15 protein-coding genes are annotated in these 15,475 nt (G+C 72.3%); 4 read left to right on the plus strand and 11 right to left on the minus strand.

Annotated features, from left to right (window positions below):
* The first annotated feature begins 56 nt into the window (after positions 1–56).
* Positions 57–341: a hypothetical protein gene (locus AB0H87_RS14405; RefSeq protein ID WP_360144199.1), complete on the plus strand. Its 285-nt coding sequence runs from the start codon at positions 57–59 to the stop codon at positions 339–341.
* The gene (locus tag AB0H87_RS14410; RefSeq protein ID WP_360144202.1) at positions 338–994 is read left to right on the plus strand and encodes a methyltransferase domain-containing protein; all 657 of its coding nucleotides are present in this window, start codon (positions 338–340) and stop codon (positions 992–994) included. Before AB0H87_RS14405 ends, AB0H87_RS14410 begins: the two co-directional genes overlap by 4 nt.
* Here AB0H87_RS14410 and AB0H87_RS14415 read toward each other — a convergent pair.
* From AB0H87_RS14415 to AB0H87_RS14425, 3 genes are read right to left on the minus strand one after another with little or no spacing between them, the layout of a single operon-like run.
* Complete coding sequence (locus tag AB0H87_RS14415; protein WP_360144205.1) at positions 983–1,282, minus strand: thiamine-binding protein; 300 nt, start codon at positions 1,280–1,282, stop codon at positions 983–985. The genes AB0H87_RS14410 and AB0H87_RS14415 overlap by 12 nt on opposite strands.
* Before the next feature lie 24 nt (positions 1,283–1,306).
* Positions 1,307–1,762: an Rrf2 family transcriptional regulator gene (locus tag AB0H87_RS14420; protein WP_360144208.1), complete on the minus strand. Its 456-nt coding sequence runs from the start codon at positions 1,760–1,762 to the stop codon at positions 1,307–1,309.
* A gap of 7 nt (positions 1,763–1,769) precedes the next feature.
* A complete protein-coding gene (locus AB0H87_RS14425; protein ID WP_360144211.1) occupies positions 1,770–2,699 on the minus strand; it encodes an AraC family transcriptional regulator in 930 nt (309 codons plus the stop codon).
* Positions 2,700–2,826: 127 nt separating this feature from the next.
* Here AB0H87_RS14425 and AB0H87_RS14430 point away from each other — a divergent pair, with 127 nt between their 5' ends.
* The gene (locus tag AB0H87_RS14430) at positions 2,827–5,073 is read left to right on the plus strand and encodes a glycoside hydrolase family 44 protein (protein WP_360144214.1); all 2,247 of its coding nucleotides are present in this window, start codon (positions 2,827–2,829) and stop codon (positions 5,071–5,073) included.
* Here AB0H87_RS14430 and AB0H87_RS14435 read toward each other — a convergent pair.
* A complete protein-coding gene (locus AB0H87_RS14435; protein WP_360144217.1) occupies positions 5,070–5,744 on the minus strand; it encodes a TetR/AcrR family transcriptional regulator in 675 nt (224 codons plus the stop codon). The two genes, AB0H87_RS14430 and AB0H87_RS14435, sit on opposite strands and share 4 nt — an antisense overlap.
* A gap of 91 nt (positions 5,745–5,835) precedes the next feature.
* Between AB0H87_RS14435 and AB0H87_RS14440 the strand changes: the two genes are divergently transcribed.
* Positions 5,836–6,921: an FAD-dependent oxidoreductase gene (locus AB0H87_RS14440; RefSeq protein ID WP_360144220.1), complete on the plus strand. Its 1,086-nt coding sequence runs from the start codon at positions 5,836–5,838 to the stop codon at positions 6,919–6,921.
* A 37-nt stretch (positions 6,922–6,958) separates the two neighbouring features.
* On the opposite strand, the gene leuC is transcribed toward AB0H87_RS14440, so the two are convergent.
* From leuC to AB0H87_RS14475, 7 genes are all read right to left on the minus strand, one after another.
* Entirely contained in the window at positions 6,959–8,359 is a 1,401-nt protein-coding gene (gene leuC, locus AB0H87_RS14445; protein WP_360144223.1) for a 3-isopropylmalate dehydratase large subunit, read from the minus strand.
* A 10-nt stretch (positions 8,360–8,369) separates the two neighbouring features.
* Positions 8,370–9,818 (minus strand): sugar ABC transporter ATP-binding protein, encoded by a 1,449-nt coding sequence (locus AB0H87_RS14450; protein WP_360144226.1) that lies wholly within the window; start codon positions 9,816–9,818, stop codon positions 8,370–8,372.
* A complete protein-coding gene (locus AB0H87_RS14455; protein WP_360144229.1) occupies positions 9,815–10,972 on the minus strand; it encodes a substrate-binding domain-containing protein in 1,158 nt (385 codons plus the stop codon). The genes AB0H87_RS14450 and AB0H87_RS14455 overlap by 4 nt, the downstream gene beginning before the upstream one ends.
* A gap of 25 nt (positions 10,973–10,997) precedes the next feature.
* The gene (locus AB0H87_RS14460) at positions 10,998–11,942 is read right to left on the minus strand and encodes an ABC transporter permease (protein WP_360144232.1); all 945 of its coding nucleotides are present in this window, start codon (positions 11,940–11,942) and stop codon (positions 10,998–11,000) included.
* Positions 11,939–12,565 (minus strand): isochorismatase family protein, encoded by a 627-nt coding sequence (locus AB0H87_RS14465; RefSeq protein ID WP_360144235.1) that lies wholly within the window; start codon positions 12,563–12,565, stop codon positions 11,939–11,941. Before AB0H87_RS14465 ends, AB0H87_RS14460 begins: the two co-directional genes overlap by 4 nt.
* The gene (locus tag AB0H87_RS14470) at positions 12,562–14,424 is read right to left on the minus strand and encodes a hydantoinase B/oxoprolinase family protein (RefSeq protein WP_360144238.1); all 1,863 of its coding nucleotides are present in this window, start codon (positions 14,422–14,424) and stop codon (positions 12,562–12,564) included. Before AB0H87_RS14470 ends, AB0H87_RS14465 begins: the two co-directional genes overlap by 4 nt.
* A gap of 4 nt (positions 14,425–14,428) precedes the next feature.
* The coding region (locus AB0H87_RS14475) for a hydantoinase/oxoprolinase family protein (RefSeq protein ID WP_360144241.1) at positions 14,429–15,475 on the minus strand (1,047 nt) is incomplete at its 5' end.

The raw sequence follows: 15,475 nt of genomic DNA on the forward strand, positions 1-15,475 counted from the left end.
AACTCTAGAGTGAGTCACTAGTGAGTGGCTCTAGCGAAGTGAAGGGAAGACGCGAGATGTCGATCGTGCGGGTCACGAAGTTCACCGCCAACACCACGGACACCGACGCCCTGCTGGCCAAGCGGGCGGAGCTGATCGCCGCGGTCCGGTCCGGGTTCGACGGGCCGGTCGCCACGAAGCTGACCCGGGACGCCGACGCGACCTGGACCGACACCTGGACCTGGGCGTCGGCGGCCCACGCCTACGCGTCGGTCAAAGCCCGCCTGCCGCTGGCCGCGGAGGCGTTCGCGCTCGTCACGGTCAAGGGCGTCGAGACGGCCGACGTCGTCGACGAGCGATGACCGACGAACCGACCCGCCGGTGGCTCGGCGCCAACTGGACGTTCGTCCACGCCGCGCTGCCACCGGCGCCGGCCCGGGTGATCGAGATCGGCTGCGGCCCGGCCGGCGGCTTCCTGCCAGCGCTGGCCGAGACCGGCTACGACGCCGTCGGCGTCGACCCCGAGGCACCGGTGGGCGCCCGGTTCCACCGGGTGGAGTTCGAGCGCTGGACGCCGCCCGCACCGGTCGACGCGGTGGTGGCGTGCACCTCGCTGCACCACGTCGACGATCTCGACGACGTCGTCGACCGGATCGCGGCGGCGACCCGGCCCGGCGGCGCGGTGGTGGTGGTCGAGTGGGCGCGGGAGCGGTTCGACGAGCGCACGGCGCGGTGGTGTTTCGCGCGGCTCCCGCCCGGCGACGGCTGGCTGCACCGCCACGCCGAGCGGTGGCGGGAGTCGGGCGCGTCGTGGCCCGACTATCTCGACGAGTGGGCCACGGCCGAGCGGCTGCACCGCGGCGACACGATCGTCACGGCGCTGCGGCGGCGCTTCCGCACCCGGTCGGTCGTCGCGGCGCCCTACTTCTTCGCCGACCTCGGCCTCACCGAGGACGACGAACGGGCGGCCGGGACGGCGCTGACCGGCCTGCGCTACGTGGGCTCAGCCGAGTAGGCGGTCGATCGTCGAGACCTTGCTGTCCAGGGCCCCGCTGACGCCCTCGCGCCAGTCGACCTTGATGACCGTCGACGTGCGCGGGGCGCGGGCCTGTACCGCGGCGACCGCGGCCCGGACGACGCCCATCGCCTCGTCCCAGGACTCGCCCTCGACCGTCGTGAACATGGCGTCGGTGCGGTTCGGCAGGCCGGACGCGCGGACCACCCGGATCGCCTCCGCGACCAGTTCGCCGACCGCTTCGCCGGTGCCCAACGGGGTCACGCTGAACGCCACCAGGACAGACATGTCCCGCACGCTACCCGGTGCGGGTCAGCGGGGCTGCCAGGCGTCCGGGAGCGTGGTGAGTTTCCGGATGTGGGCCGGCAGCTTGCCGCTCAGCACGTCGGCCAGCGACGTCTCGTCGACCACCTCGCGGACGGCGGCCCGCACCGCGACCCAGACGCGGGGCAGGTTCTCCGCGGAGCCCTCGTACGCGGTCTCCTCGGGGCGCAGCCCGCGCACACCGGCCAGCGGGCCGTCGACCGCGCGCAGGATCGCGCCGATCGTCACCTCGCGCGGCGGCTGCGTCAGCGTGTAGCCGCCCTCGGCACCGCGCTGCGCCCGGACGATGCCCGCACGGCGCAGGTCGGCCAGGACCGCCTCGAGGAACTTGCGGGGCATGTCCTGGTCGGCCGCCAATGCCTGGGCCGACATCACCGACGGGTACGCGGCGGCCAGGCTCAGTGCCGCGCGGACCGCGTAGTCTCCCCGGGCCGAAATCTGCACGGGACCATCATGCCTCGCCGGCGACCCGCGGTGCGGGGCGCCCGTGCGGATCACCGGCGACCGGCCGGCGCTGGGCGGGCAGGCGCGGGCCCCCGCGCTGCGCCGTGCGGAACACGCCAGGGCTGATGCCCGCCTCCCGATGGAAGAACCGGCCGAAGTTGGTCGGCTCCGGGAAACCCAGCCGCCGGCCGATGTCGGCGATCGGGTCGTCCGTGACGGCCAGCAGCCGCATGGCCTCCAGGGTCACCCGGTCGTCGATGACCTGTTTGGCGCTGCGCCCCGTGGCCGCGAGACAGGCCCGGGTGACCGTGCGGACGGAGTAGCCCATCCGCTCCGCGTACTCCTCGACCCGTCTGGTCCGGGTGAAGTCCTTCTCGACCTCCAACCGGAACCGGACGTACGCGTCGTTGCGCTCGGCCGGCGCCCGACCGGGCAGCAGCGCGATCCGCAGCAGCAGCACCGCGAGCTGATGCCGGAGCAGCCCCGCCGCGAGGATGCCGGAGCGGTGCCGCTGGCAGTCGACGACGAGTTGGCTCACCTCGTTGATGACCGCGTCCTCGTCCTCGCCGGCGAGTTGCCAGTAAACCGGGCCGAGCCCGCCCTCCAGCAGCGCCGGCTCCTCGGCGACCTCCGCGACCGCGGCCGGCTCCCAGCACACGACGATCGCGTCGAGGCCCGCGTTGCCGCCGAACTTGACCACCTGACCGGGCCGGGCCCAGAGCAGGGTGCCGGGCCGGCAGGGGTACGAGCGGAAGTCGATCTCGTGCTGGCCGTGGCCGACCGTGACCAGCACGAGCACATGGTGGTCGCTGCGCCGTGCCGCGGTGAGGTTGTCGTGGTCCGACAGCTCGCGGAGAGTGACCGTGCCGACTCCGGCCCAGCCGGGGGTCGGCGCGGTCGCCGCACCCTCTCCTGCTGGTTGACCGATTAGGGCCATCGCCCGACGGTAGCCGGGGACGGGCCGGCGCGCATCCCACATGTGGCGACCAACCCCGTCCGTGGTAGCGGAGATCGACGGGCGTCAGTTAGTCTCAGGCGGTCCGGGCAGCCCGCACGTCTACGGCATGAACTTCGCCGACGCCGCGCTCGCCGACGAGCTGGGTCTGCCGGTCCGCCGCTGGGGCGGCAACGCCACCACGCGGTACGACTACCGCTACGACACCACCAACCGGGCCGGTGACTGGTTCTTCGAGAACATCGCCGAGGAGAACGCCGACCCCGACGCGCTGCCGGACGGTTCGTCCACCGACCGGTTCGTGGAGCAGGACCGGTCCACGGGCACCGACACGATCCTGACCGTGCCGCTGATCGGCTGGGCGCCGAAGGCCCGGGACGGTTCGTGCGGCTTCTCGGTCGCGAAGTACGGTCCGCAGCAGCGCACCGACGAATGGCGCCCGGACTGCGGCAACGGCATCCGTCTGGACGGGACGCCGATCACCGGGAACGACCCGCGGGACACCAGTGCCCCGGCCGGCGCCGCCTACGTCACGTCCTGGATCGACCACCTCACCGCGAAGTACGGCACGGCCGACGAGGGCGGGGTGCGGTTCTACAGCCTCGACAACGAGCCGGACATCTGGCACAGCACCCACCGCGACGTGCACCCGCTCGGCGCCGGATCGGTCGAGCTGCGCGACCGGGCGATCGAGATCGGCGCGGCGGTGAAGGCCGCGGACCCCGGCGCCGCGACCCTGGGCCCGGTCGGCTGGGGCTGGACGAGCTGGGACTACTCGGGCCTGGACCAGGAGACCTGCGGCCGCACCGGCTGCTGGGCCGACCCGCCGGACCGCGCGGCCCGCGACGGGTTGCCGTTCACCACCTGGTACCTGCGACAGCTGCGGGAGTACGAGCAGGCGCACGGCACCCGCGTGCTGGACTACTTCGACATGCACTTCTACCCGCAGGCGAGCGGCGTCGCGTTCGGCAACGCCACCGATCCCGCGACCAACGCCCTGCGGCTGCGGTCGACCCGCGCGCTCTGGGATCCCACCTATGTGGACGAAAGCTGGATCAACACGCAGGTGCGCCTCGTGCCGCGGATGCGCGAGCTGGTGGCGGCCAACTATCCGGGCACGCGGACCGCGGTCACGGAGTACAACTGGGGCGCGCTCGACCACGTCAACGGCGCGCTCACGCAGGCGGACGTCCTCGGCATCTTCGGGCGCGAACGGCTCGACCTCGCCACCCTCTGGGCACCGCCGTCGGCGACCGATCCGGGCGCGTACGCGTTCCGCATGTACCGCAACTACGACGGCAACGGCGGCCGCTTCGGTGACGTCGGGGTCAAGGCGACGAGCGCGGACCAGGAACTGCTCTCGGTGTACGCGGCCGAACGGTCGGCCGACGGCGCGCTGACGGTGCTGGTGGTCAACAAGAGCGGCGCCGCGCAGACCGCGCCGGTGTCACTGGTCGGCCGCGGTTCCGGCACGGCCCGCGTCTACCGCTACGGCGCCGACCACCCGGCGGCGATCGTCCGGGCGGCCGACCAGCCGGTGGCCTCCGGCGGGTTCGAGGCGACGCTCCCGGCCGACAGCATCACGCTGTTCGTCCTGGACCGTGCCGACAGCGCCGCCCCGACCGCCCCGGGCACCCCGGTGGCGTCGGCGATCGGCCCGGACACGGTGACGCTGTCCTGGCCACCGTCCACCGACGACACCGGCGTGGCCGGCTACGACGTCTGGGCCCAGCACACCGACTACGTCTACCAGGCGGCGACCACGACCACGCCGCGCGTGACGGTGACCGGGCTGCAGCCCTCGGCGGAGTACCGCTTCACCGTGCGCGCCCGCGACGCGAGCGGCAACCAGTCACCGCCCTCCCCCGGCCTGACCGTGGTCACGGCGCCACGGCCGGGCGCGCCGGCGCTGACGGCCCGGTATCTCAACCTCGACTGGGCGCCGGGCGACAACCAGATCAAGCCGGGCATCCAGCTCGACAACGGCGGCGCGACCGCGGTGGCGCGCAGCCGGGTCACGCTGCGCTACTGGTTCACCCGCGACGGCGGCGCGCCGTCGGTGCGCGCCTGGTGCGACTGGGCCCAGATCGGCTGCGGCACGGTCACCCGGCGGGTGGTCGCACTGCCGACGCCACGGCCGGGCGCGGACGCGTACCTCGAAGTGGGTTTCACGTCGGGCTCGCTGGCCCCGAACTCGTCGACGGGCCAGCTCCAGCTGCGCCTGGCCAAGGCCGACTGGTCGGCGTTCACGGAGTCCGACGACCACAGCTACCGCCCGAACGCACCGGGCTACGCGACGAACGCCCGCATCACGATCCACGTGGACGGCACCCGCGTCGCCGGCACGGAGCCCTAGTTGGACCGCCGTGGGGCCGGGCGCATCATCGTCCGCGCGACCTGGCCCGGCTCCATGGGCGGCTCGCTCAGCGGGTGGGCCCGCTCCGGACGGAGGCTGTCGAGGAACAGCTCGACGTTGCGGCGCCAGGCGTTCGGTGCGACCTCTCGGGTGACCTCGGCGACCGCGCTGTTCGAGAGGGTGATGAAGAGCAGGTCCTCGGTCGTGAAGTCCGGGCGGATCGCACCCTCGGTGCGGGCGCGGCGGATCAGCTCGGTGATGCGCCGCTGTATCGCGGTACGGATCTCCAGGAGGCGTGGCGCGCCGTCGTAGCGGGTCGTCATCAGGTTGAGGTAGCCGCCGCGCTCCGCCTCGTGCCCGCACGTCTCCATGAGGTAGCCGGCCACCCCGGCCCACCGGTCGGGGTTGGCCAGCGCGCGTTCGACCAGGGCGAGCTGGGCGCGCAGCGGCTCCTCGAGCACCGCCTCCCACAGCGCGACGCGGGTCGGGAAGTGCCGGTAGAGCGTGCCCGGGCCGACCCCGGCCGTGGTCGCGATCCGGTCGAGCGGTGCCTGCAGACCCTCGGTGGCGAACAGCTCCCGGGCGGCCGCGAGCAGGCGTTCGCGGTTGCGGACGCTGTCGCTGCGCCGCGCCCGGGCGCGGCGCGGTGTCCCACCCGTCTCGTCTGCCACGCGCTCCAGCATAGCGGGAATACCGGACGTCGGTCTCCGTTATAGCTTCCTGTACCGGAGACACCTCTCCGCTATACGAAGGAGACCAACTGTGCGCAGCACAAACCACGTCGTCGTCCTGGGCGGCGGATACAGCGGGATCAAGGTCGCGAAGGCGCTCGACGACGTCGCCGACGTGACGCTCGTCGCACCCGCCGACGCGTTCACGCACAACAGCGCCGCCTGGCGGGCCCTGGTCGAGCCGGAGTGGCTCGACCGGATCTTCCTGCCGTACGAGCGCCTCCTGCACCGCGGCCGGTTCGTCCGTGACCGGGCCGCCACCGTCGACGGCCGCCGGGTCACGCTCGCCTCCGGGCGGGTCATGGAGCCGGACCACCTCGTGCTGGCCACCGGGTCGGGCTACCCGTTCCCGGCGAAGGTCGACGAGCCGGACGCCGAGACGGCCCGGGCGAGGTTCCGCCTGGCACACGACGACCTGCGCGGTGCCGATCGGGTGCTGGTGGTCGGTGCGGGACCGGCCGGCCTGGAGCTGGCCGGCGAGATCAAGGCGTTCCACCCGGACAAGTCGGTCACCATCGTCAGCGCCGGCGACGACGTCATGCCGGGCCCGTTCGACCAGGGCCTGCGCGACGAGCTGCGCCGCCAGCTCGACAAGCTCGGCGTCGAGATCAAGCTGAACAGCCCCGTGCGTGCGCTGCCGGCGACCCCACCCACCGCGCGGGGCGAGGTCGTGGTGACCACGGAAACCGGCGAGCAGCTGACGGCAGACGTCTGGTACCAGGCGTTCGGCGTCACCCCGGCGACCGGCTACCTGCGGGGCGCCCTGGCCGACGCCCGGCGCGCCGACGGCTACCTGCGGGTGGACGAGCACCTGCGGGTCGCCGGAGCGGACGCCGTCTACGCGATCGGCGACATCACCGACGCCGACCGCGACGGCATCGGCACCGCATCGGCCCAGGCGGAACTGGTCGCCGCGAACCTCCGGTCTGTCATCACGGGCGAGGGCGTGCGGCGCGCCTACACCCCGGAGCCGCTGGTCATCGCGGTCCCCCTCGGCCCGGACGGCGGCGCGGGCCAGCTCCCCTGGGTCGACGGCATCGCCGGCGCGGAGCTGATCGCCGGCCTCAAGGGCCGGTCGATGCTGGTCGAGCCCTGGGCGGCGCTGTTCGACGCCTGACCGGCCACCGGCGGCGGGCCCTCGCGGGGGCCCGCCGCTAGGCGGGGACCAGGTCGGTGGGCGCGGTGAGCCGGCCCGTCACGGCGGTCGCGGCGGCCACCGAAGGAGACACCAGGTGCGTACGCGCGCCCGGCCCCTGCCGCCCCTCGAAGTTGCGGTTGGAGGTCGAGGCGCTGCGGCTGCCGGGTGTCATCCGGTCCGGGTTCATGCCCAGGCACATCGAGCAGCCCGCCGCCCGCCACTGCGCGCCGGCCCGGGTGAAGACCTCGGCGAGGCCCTCCGCCTCCGCCTGTGCCCGGACCTTCATCGAGCCCGGCACCACCAGCATCGTGACTCCGGCCGCGACCCGGCGGCCGCGCAGGATCTCGGCGGCGGCGCGCAGGTCCTCGATCCGGCCGTTCGTGCACGAGCCGACGAACACCGTGTCCACCGCGATCTCCCGCACCGGCGTGCCCGGCGCGAGATCCATGTAGCGCAGGGCCTGGGCGGCCGCCGAGCGCACCAGCGGGTCCGCGAACGAGTCCGGCGCCGGCACCGTGCCCGAGATCGGCACGGCCTGCGCCGGGTTTGTGCCCCAGGTGACGAACGGCCGCACCGCCGCGCCCGCCAGCGCGACCTCCCGGTCGAAGACCGCGTCGTCGTCGGTGCGCAGCGCGCGCCAGTGGTCGAGGGCCTGCTCCCAGGCCGGCCCGGTCGGCGCGTGCGGGCGGCCGTCGAGATACGCGTACGTCGTGTCGTCCGGCGCCACCATGCCGGCGCGGGCGCCGAACTCGATCGACATGTTGCACAGCGTCATCCGCGCCTCCATCGAGAGCGCCTCGATCGCCGGGCCGCGGTACTCCACGACATGGCCGGCTCCGCCGCCGACGCCGACCGACGCGATGAGCGCGAGGATCAGGTCCTTGGCCGTGACGTCGGGTGCCAGCCGCCCGTCGACCCGCACCGCCATCGTCCTCGGCAGGCGCTGGGGCAGGGTCTGCGTCGACAGCACGTGCTCGACCTCGCTCGTGCCGATGCCGAACGCCAGCGCGCCGAACGCACCGTGAGTCGAGGTGTGCGAGTCGCCGCAGACGATCGTCATGCCCGGCTGGGTGAGGCCGAGCTGCGGCGCCACCACGTGCACGATGCCCTGGTCGGGGTGGCCGAGCGGGAACAGCCGGATGCCGAACTCCGTGCAGTTGCGGCGCAGCGCCTCGATCTGGGCCAGGGCCTGCGGATCGCCGATGCGCAGGCCGGCGGTCGGCACCGCGTGGTCCTCCATCGCCAGCGTCAGCTCCGGGCGCCGGACCCGCCGCCCGGCTGCCCGCAGCCCGTCGAACGCCTGCGGCGACGAGACCTCGTGCACCAGGTGCAGGTCGACGTAGAGCAGGTCAGGCTCGCCCGCCGCCCGCCGCACCAGGTGCTGCTCCCAGATCTTCCGCGCCAGGACGGCCGGCATCGGCTTCTCCTCAGCTCGCGTACACCGCCGCGGCCAGCCGGCCGGGCGTCAGCTCCCCTTGCTCCATCAGCCGCACGCACCGGCCGCCGCGCAGCACGTGCACGCGGCTGCACAGGTGCGCGAGGTCCTCGTGCTCCACGGTGGACATCAGCACGACCGCACCCGCCGCGGCCGCCTCGGACAGGTGCGCGAAGATCTCGCGCTTGGCGCCGACGTCGACGCCCTGGGTCGGCTCGTGCAGGGCCAGGACCCGCGGCTCGCCCAGCATCCACTTGGCCAGCAGCACCTTCTGCTGGTTGCCGCCGGAGAGGAAGCGCAGGGCCGACTCCGGGCGCCGCGGGGTCACGCCGTACCGGTCCGACTGCTCGGCCGCGATCCGGCGTTCGCGGCGCTGGTTGACGATCGCGCGGAACCGGGTGAACGCCGGGAGGCTGGGCAGCGTCATGTTCTCCCGCACGGACAGCGCCGGTGCGCAGCCCGCCCGTGGCCGGTCCGCCGGCAGCAGCGCCATGCCGAGCCCGATCGCGGCCCGCGGCCGGAGGGTCGCCGCCTCCAGCGAGACGTCGTCCAGCCGCACGGTGCCGCCGCCGGCCCGGCGGGCGCCGGTGAGCAGGTACGGCACCTCGTCGTAGCCGGATCCCGGCAAACCGGCGAAGCCGATGATCTCTCCGGGACGAGCGGTGAACGACAGCTCCAGCAGGGCACCGCCGCTCAGGCCGGCCACGGACAGCCGGGGCTTTCCCTCCGGCGCCGCGGTGTCCGGGTAGAGGTCCTCGACCGGCCGCCCGAGCATCAGCTCCAGCAGCTCCTGCTCGTTCTTGTCGGCCACCACGTCGACCAGTTCGCCGCCGCGCAGCACCGCGACCCGGTCGCACAGCTCGCGCACCTCGTCGAGCCGGTGCGAGACGAAGATGGCCGAGGCACCGCCCGCGGTCAGGTCGCGGAGCACCCCGAAGAGCCGTTCGACGCCGTCGCGCGGCAGGTACGCGGTCGGCTCGTCCAGCACGAGCAGCCCCGTCCCGTCCATGTCCGCGAGCCCGCGGGCGACCGCGACCAACGCCTGCTCGGTCACCGACAGGTCGCCGACCCGGGTGTCCGGGTGCACGTCCAGCCCGACCTGGTCGAGGAAGCGCTTGACGCCGGCCCGTTCGGCCGACCAGCGGATCCGCCAGCCGAACCCGGTCCTGAACCGGGCGATCCGCAGGTTCTCCAGGACCGTCATCGACGGCACGAGAGCGAGATCCTGGTGGATGAAGGCCATGCCGCCCGCCTGGATCTCCGCGCCCGCATCGGCGGTGTGGTAGCCCGACAGGATCTTGATGAGCGTGGACTTGCCGCTCCCGTTCTCGCCGATGAGGCCGAGGATCTCCCCCGGCCGCACGGCAAGCGTGACGTCGTGCAGCACCCGGATGTCGTCGAAGGTCTTCGACACCCGGGTGAGCTCGAGCACGTTCGTCATTTCGTCCACAGTGCGGGGAACTTGTCGCGGTAGTCGGTCGCGCCGTACCACGCGAACTCGTCGCTGCCCTGGATGAGGTTGGCGTTGGTCGTGTCGAAGATGCGCAGGCCGATGTTGTAGTTCGCGATCGGCGCCGAACCCGCGAGGACGCGGAAGATCTGGTCCGCGGCGGCGTACGCCCACCACTCGTTGTGGCCGCCGATGTCGAGCTTGAGGCCGCTGGCCGGGTCCTTGAGCTGCTCGACGATGCCCGGCGTGGCGTTGAACGCGCCGACCGTCACCTTGCTGCCCGCGCCCGCGGTGCGGATCGCGCCGAGACCCGGCAGCGCCTGGCCGTCGTAGAGCGGCAGCAGGTACGTACGCGACGGGTCGCTGTTGATGGTGGTCTGGAACAGCGTCGGCACCGAGGTCTGCCACTGCGGGATCTGCACGTCCTTCATGGACACGTCACACTCCGGGCAGAGCCGCTTGACCTCGCTGACGGTGGCCTGGGCCTGGGGCTGCGACGCGGGCACGTCGTCGGAGCTGACCACCATGCCCTTGCCCTTGCCCTTGGAGTCGACCACCATCCAGTCGCCGATGAGCTGGCCGACCTTGACGTAGTCGAAGCCGATCTCGGCGTCCTGACCGGCGTCGACCTTGCCGGGCACACCGGTGTTTGCGCTGATCACCTTGATGCCGGCCGCCTTGGCCCGGCTGATCTGCGCCTGGAACAGGGTCGGCGGCAGCGCCTGGAACACGATCGCGTCGGCCTTCTGCGCGATCGCCTGCTCGAAGCCCTTGTTGGCCTCGTCGACCGAGCCCTTGGCGTCGATGACGGTCATCTGCACACCGCCGTGCTGCTGCAGCAGCCCGGTCAGCTTGTCGGACCAGTACTTCAGCACCGGGATCGAGTTCGAGACGCTGATGTACGTGACCTTCTTGCCGGCCAGCGACCCGATGTTGACCGGGTCGTTCGGTCCCTGCCAGGCCGGCGGGTTGCGGAACTGGTCGATGATCTTCTGCGCTTCGGCGATGCCGGCGGCGGAGTCGGTGACGGCCGGCCCGGTCGTCGCAGCGGCGGCGGTGGCCGGTGCCTCCTCGTCGGTGCAACCGGCGGCGAGGAGCGCGACGAGCGCCACCGCGACACCGACGCGCGATGTTCTGCGTGCCATAGATGTGCTCCAGAGGTCTTGGAAGTCAGGCGACGCTGGGCAGCCGCCGGTGGCCGGCGAGATGGCTCAGGGTCACGGCGGCCACCAGGGACCCGCCGTAGAACACCTGCTCCGGCCAGCCGGCATAGCCCAGGTACTGCAGTCCGGTGATGCCGGTGGTGAGGAAGTAGACCGCGACGAACGCGCCCCAGGCGTTGAACCGGCCCGGCACGATCGTGGTCGAGCCGAGGAACGCGGCCGCGAAGGTGGGCAGCAGGTAGTAGGAACCAGCTTGCGGGTTCGCCGCGCTGTTGGTTCCGGCGAGCACGATGCCGGCCAGGCCGCCGAGGGTGGCGGTGGCGACGAGTGCGCCGGCGCGGATCAGGGTCACCCGCAGTCCGGCCAGGCGGGCCACTTCGCGGTTCTCGGCGATGAAGACCATCCGCCGCCCCAGCGGGGTGTGCTGGAGCACGAACCAGGCGACGAGGCAGAGCAGCAGCCCGAGATAGAACGGCGCCGGGATGCCGAACAGGAACGGGTCGGTCATGAACCGCACCGTCTTCACCGAGATCCCGGTGACCACTTTGGAGTCGGTGACGCCGAGCGTGATGCCGGCCAGCAGCGTGCCGGTGCCGAGCGTCACGATGATCGACGGGATGCCGAGCAGCACCGACAGCGCGGCGTTGAGGCCGCCGAAGACCGCGCAGACGACGACGGTCGCGAGGATCGCCGGGCCGGGCGCCCAGCCGTGCACGCCGTCGAGCACGGCGACCAGGCAGCCGCCGAAGCCGACCACCGAGCCGATCGACAGGTCGAACTCCTGCACGGCCAGCGAGATCATCACGCCGAGCGTGGCGATCAGGATGACCGTCTGGGTGCTCAGGATCAGCTTGACCGTCGAACCCGAGCCGAAGGCGTCGGAGCGCCACGAGAAGAACCCGATGGTGAGCGCCCAGACCACCAGGACGGCGTACTTCTCGACGGTCTTCACCGGGCGAGCCGTTCCGTCACGACGGGCTCGTCCCATACCTCGCCGTACTTCGCGGCGATGTCGAACAGGTTGGCCTCGTGCGGCCGCGGGTCCCGGTCACCGACGCCCTGGCGGACGACGATCGGCACGTACCCGTAGGAGATCGCGTCGACCGCCGTGGCCCGCACGCAGCCGCTCGTGCTGACGCCACAGATCACCAGCGTGTCGATCCGGTTGGCGGCCAGCGTCGCGGACAGGGTCGTGCCGAAGAAGGCGCTCGCGTACTGCTTGGTGATGACCAGGTCCCCGGCCTCGGGCGCGACGTCCGGCATGATCTCGCCGAGGTCGCTGCCGGAGCCGGTGACGAAGTGCCGCAGCGCGCCGACCTTACGGAAGAACAACCCGCCGTCGATGCCGCCGGGACCGTAGGCGACGCGCGTGTAGATGACCGGGACGCCGGCGGTACGCGCGGCCGCGACCACCCGCGCCGCCGAGTCCAGGCAGTCGCGGCTGCCCATGTAGAGCTCGGCGTCCGGCTGGAAGTACGCCCGCACCATGTCGATCAGCAGGACCGCGGGCTTCTCGCCCCAGTCCAGCGGCCGGCCGAAGCCGGCGCCGGCGTAGTCGTCGGCCAGGTCGCTCATGCCGGCACCTTGGGCGCGGGCAGGCCGGTCTCGGCCTCGCAGTTGGCCAGGATCACGTCCAGCGGCGGGCCCATGTTGAACACGGGCGGCTTGCCGGGCCGCTCGGCCCGCAGCCGGTCTCGCAGCTCTCCGGTGGCCTCGACGTCCACATCGGACCCGGCGAGCACCACGCCGTAGCGTTCCGCGCCCTCGGCGGTCACCAGGCCCCGGCGCACCTCGAGGGCCACCAGCTGCGGGTCGCGGGCCAACGGGTCGCCCCAGCCGCCGCCACCCCAGGTGACGAAGTGCAGCACGTCGCCCTTGGCCACGGCCACGTCGTGCACCTTGCTCGGCAGCACCTCGCGGGTGCCGTCGGCGCGATCGATCCACTTGCGACCGCGGGCACCCGGGTCCCCGCCGTTGACGCCCCACGGGTACGTCAGCCAGCGGTCGTCGTGGATGGCGATCGTGCCCGGCTGCAGGAACCGGTAGGCCACGTCCACACCATTGCCGCCCCGGTGCAGGCCGGCGCCGCCGGTGTCCGGCACGGTCTCCCAGGTCTCGATCCGCAGCGGGTAGTAGGACTCCAGGTATTCGCAGGGGATGTTGACGAACGACGGCCACAGCGAGTGCCCGTCCGGCCCGTCGCCGATCGGCCGGCCCGGTATGCCGCCGAACCCGATCGAGTAGAGCTGGAACCACTCCCCTTTCCGCTCGCCGTCCGCGTAGTTCCCCGAGTACATGAAGTGCGGCGAGGAGGAGAAGCCCGCGGCGTTGAGGAGGTCCGGGTTCTTCTGGCCGAGCAGGCCGCCGAACAGGTCGAAGATGCGGCCCACGCCGTGGTTGCGGGCGTTGAGCGCGGCCGGGAAGTCCGGTTTCCAGAACGAGTGGTCAGGGATCTTCACGTCGACCAGCGGATAGAAGCCGTCGTTCCAGAGGATCTGCGGGTCGGCCACCGTGATCATGTAGATCCCGAAGAACATCCGGGCCAGGTTCTCGTTGATGTAGTAGTTGATCGGGCCGGGCGCCTGTGCCGAGCTGCCCGAGAAGTCCAGCAGCACCTTCTCGCCGGTCCGGGTCAGCGACAGGGTGAGCTGGTAGGGCCCGTTGCCGACGCCGTCGTCGCAGATGTAGTCGGTGAAGCTGATCGTCTCGCCGTCCTCGAAGACGATGCCCAGCAACGCCTTCATCGCCTGGTAGTTGCGGTCCAGCAGGGCGTCGAGGGCCGAGACGTAGGTGTCGACGCCGAACCGGGCGCAGAGCTCCTGGATCCGCCGGGACGCGGTGCGGCACGCGGCCACGATGCCGTTGAGGTCGGCCCGGTTCCAGTCGGGCTGGCGCACCTGGTTGAGCACGATGCGCAGCGCGTCCTCGTTGAGCTTGCCGCCGTCGTACAGCTTGAACGGCGGGATGATGACGCCCTCTTCGAAGATGGTGTGGGCGTCGGTCGGCATCGAGCAGACGGTCTTGCCGCCGACGTCGGACATGTGGCCGAACATCGACGCCCAGCCGACCACCCGACCGTCCACATAGATCGGCATGACGACCAGCCAGTCGTTGGCGTGGCTGATGGCGCCGTCGCAGGAGTACGGGTCGGAGGTGAGCAGCACGTCGCCCTCGGCGATGGTGCCCTCGTAGCGGTCGAGCAGCGCCGGGATGGACAGGCCGAACTGGCCGACGACCATCTTGCCGTCCGGGTCGCCGATCAGCGGGAACTCGTCGTGCTGCTCGCGGATGCCCGGCGAGAGCGCGGTGCGGAACAGCACCTCGTCCATCTCGTAGCGGGCGTTGCGCAGCGCGTTCTCGATGATGTCGAGGGTGACCGGATCCACGTCGACCTTGGTGACGGCGCCGGTGGCGGTCTGGATGATCTCAGCCATTTCCTCAGCTCTCCACGGGTCGGATCAGCAGGCTGCCGCTCGGGTGCACCGTGGCCGCGTGGCCCGGGAGCACGAGCGTGGTGGAGTCCATCTCGGTCACGATCGCGGGCCCGGTGACGACGTTGCCGGCCCGCAGCTTGCCGCGGTCGTACACGGTGGCCTCGACGGTCGCCCCGTCGACGTAGATCTCCGTGCGGGTCCGCACCGCGTCGACCGGGTCCGGCCCGCCCTCGGGCAGCGTGGTCGCCTGGACGAACGGCCGCGGCCCCGACACCGCCGCGCGGATGCTGACCAGCTCGTGCTCGTTCTTGAGCAGGAACGAGAACAGCCGCTCGTGCTCGGCGTCGAAGGCCGCTCCCAGCGCCGCGAGCCCGGCTCCGCCGCCGGCGAAGTCCTTGATCTCGGCCGGCACGGAGATCTCGAAGCCCTGGCCGTGGTAGCGGATGTCGACCTGGTAGGTGACGGTCTGGTCGGCCCGGGCGACGCCTTCCGCCTCCACGGTGGAGGAGGCCGTCTCGGCCAGCTCCTCGAAGATGCCGCGCAGCTCCTCGTCGGACAGCTCGGAGAACCGCCGGATGTAGGTGCGGGCCGCCTCGTCGCGCAGGCTGGTCGTCGCGTCGCCGTAGGCGCAGAGCACGCCGGGCGACGGCGGGATGATGACGGGCCAGGCGCCGGTGAGCCGGCCGAGCGCGTTGGCGTGCAACGGCCCCGCGCCGCCGAACGCGACCAGCGCGAAGTCCCGCGGGTCGTAGCCCTGCTGCACGGAGACCAGGCGCAGCGCGCCGAACATGTTCTCGTTGACGATGTCGACGATGCCGGCGGCGGCCGCCTCCGCGCTGGGCAGGCCCATCGCGTCCGCGACACGCTGCACCGCGGTCCGGGCGCCGGCGCGGTCGAGCGAGATCTCGCCGCCGGCCAGCTCGCTGGGCAGGTAGCCGAGCACGACGTTGGCATCCGTGACGGTGGGTTCCGTGCCGCCCATGCCGTAGGCGGCCGGCCCGGGCACCGCGCCCGCCGACTGCGGGCCGACCCGCAGCGCCTTCGTCAGCTC

Source organism: Asanoa sp. NPDC050611, from assembly GCF_040654855.1.
Lineage (GTDB): Bacteria > Actinomycetota > Actinomycetes > Mycobacteriales > Micromonosporaceae > Asanoa.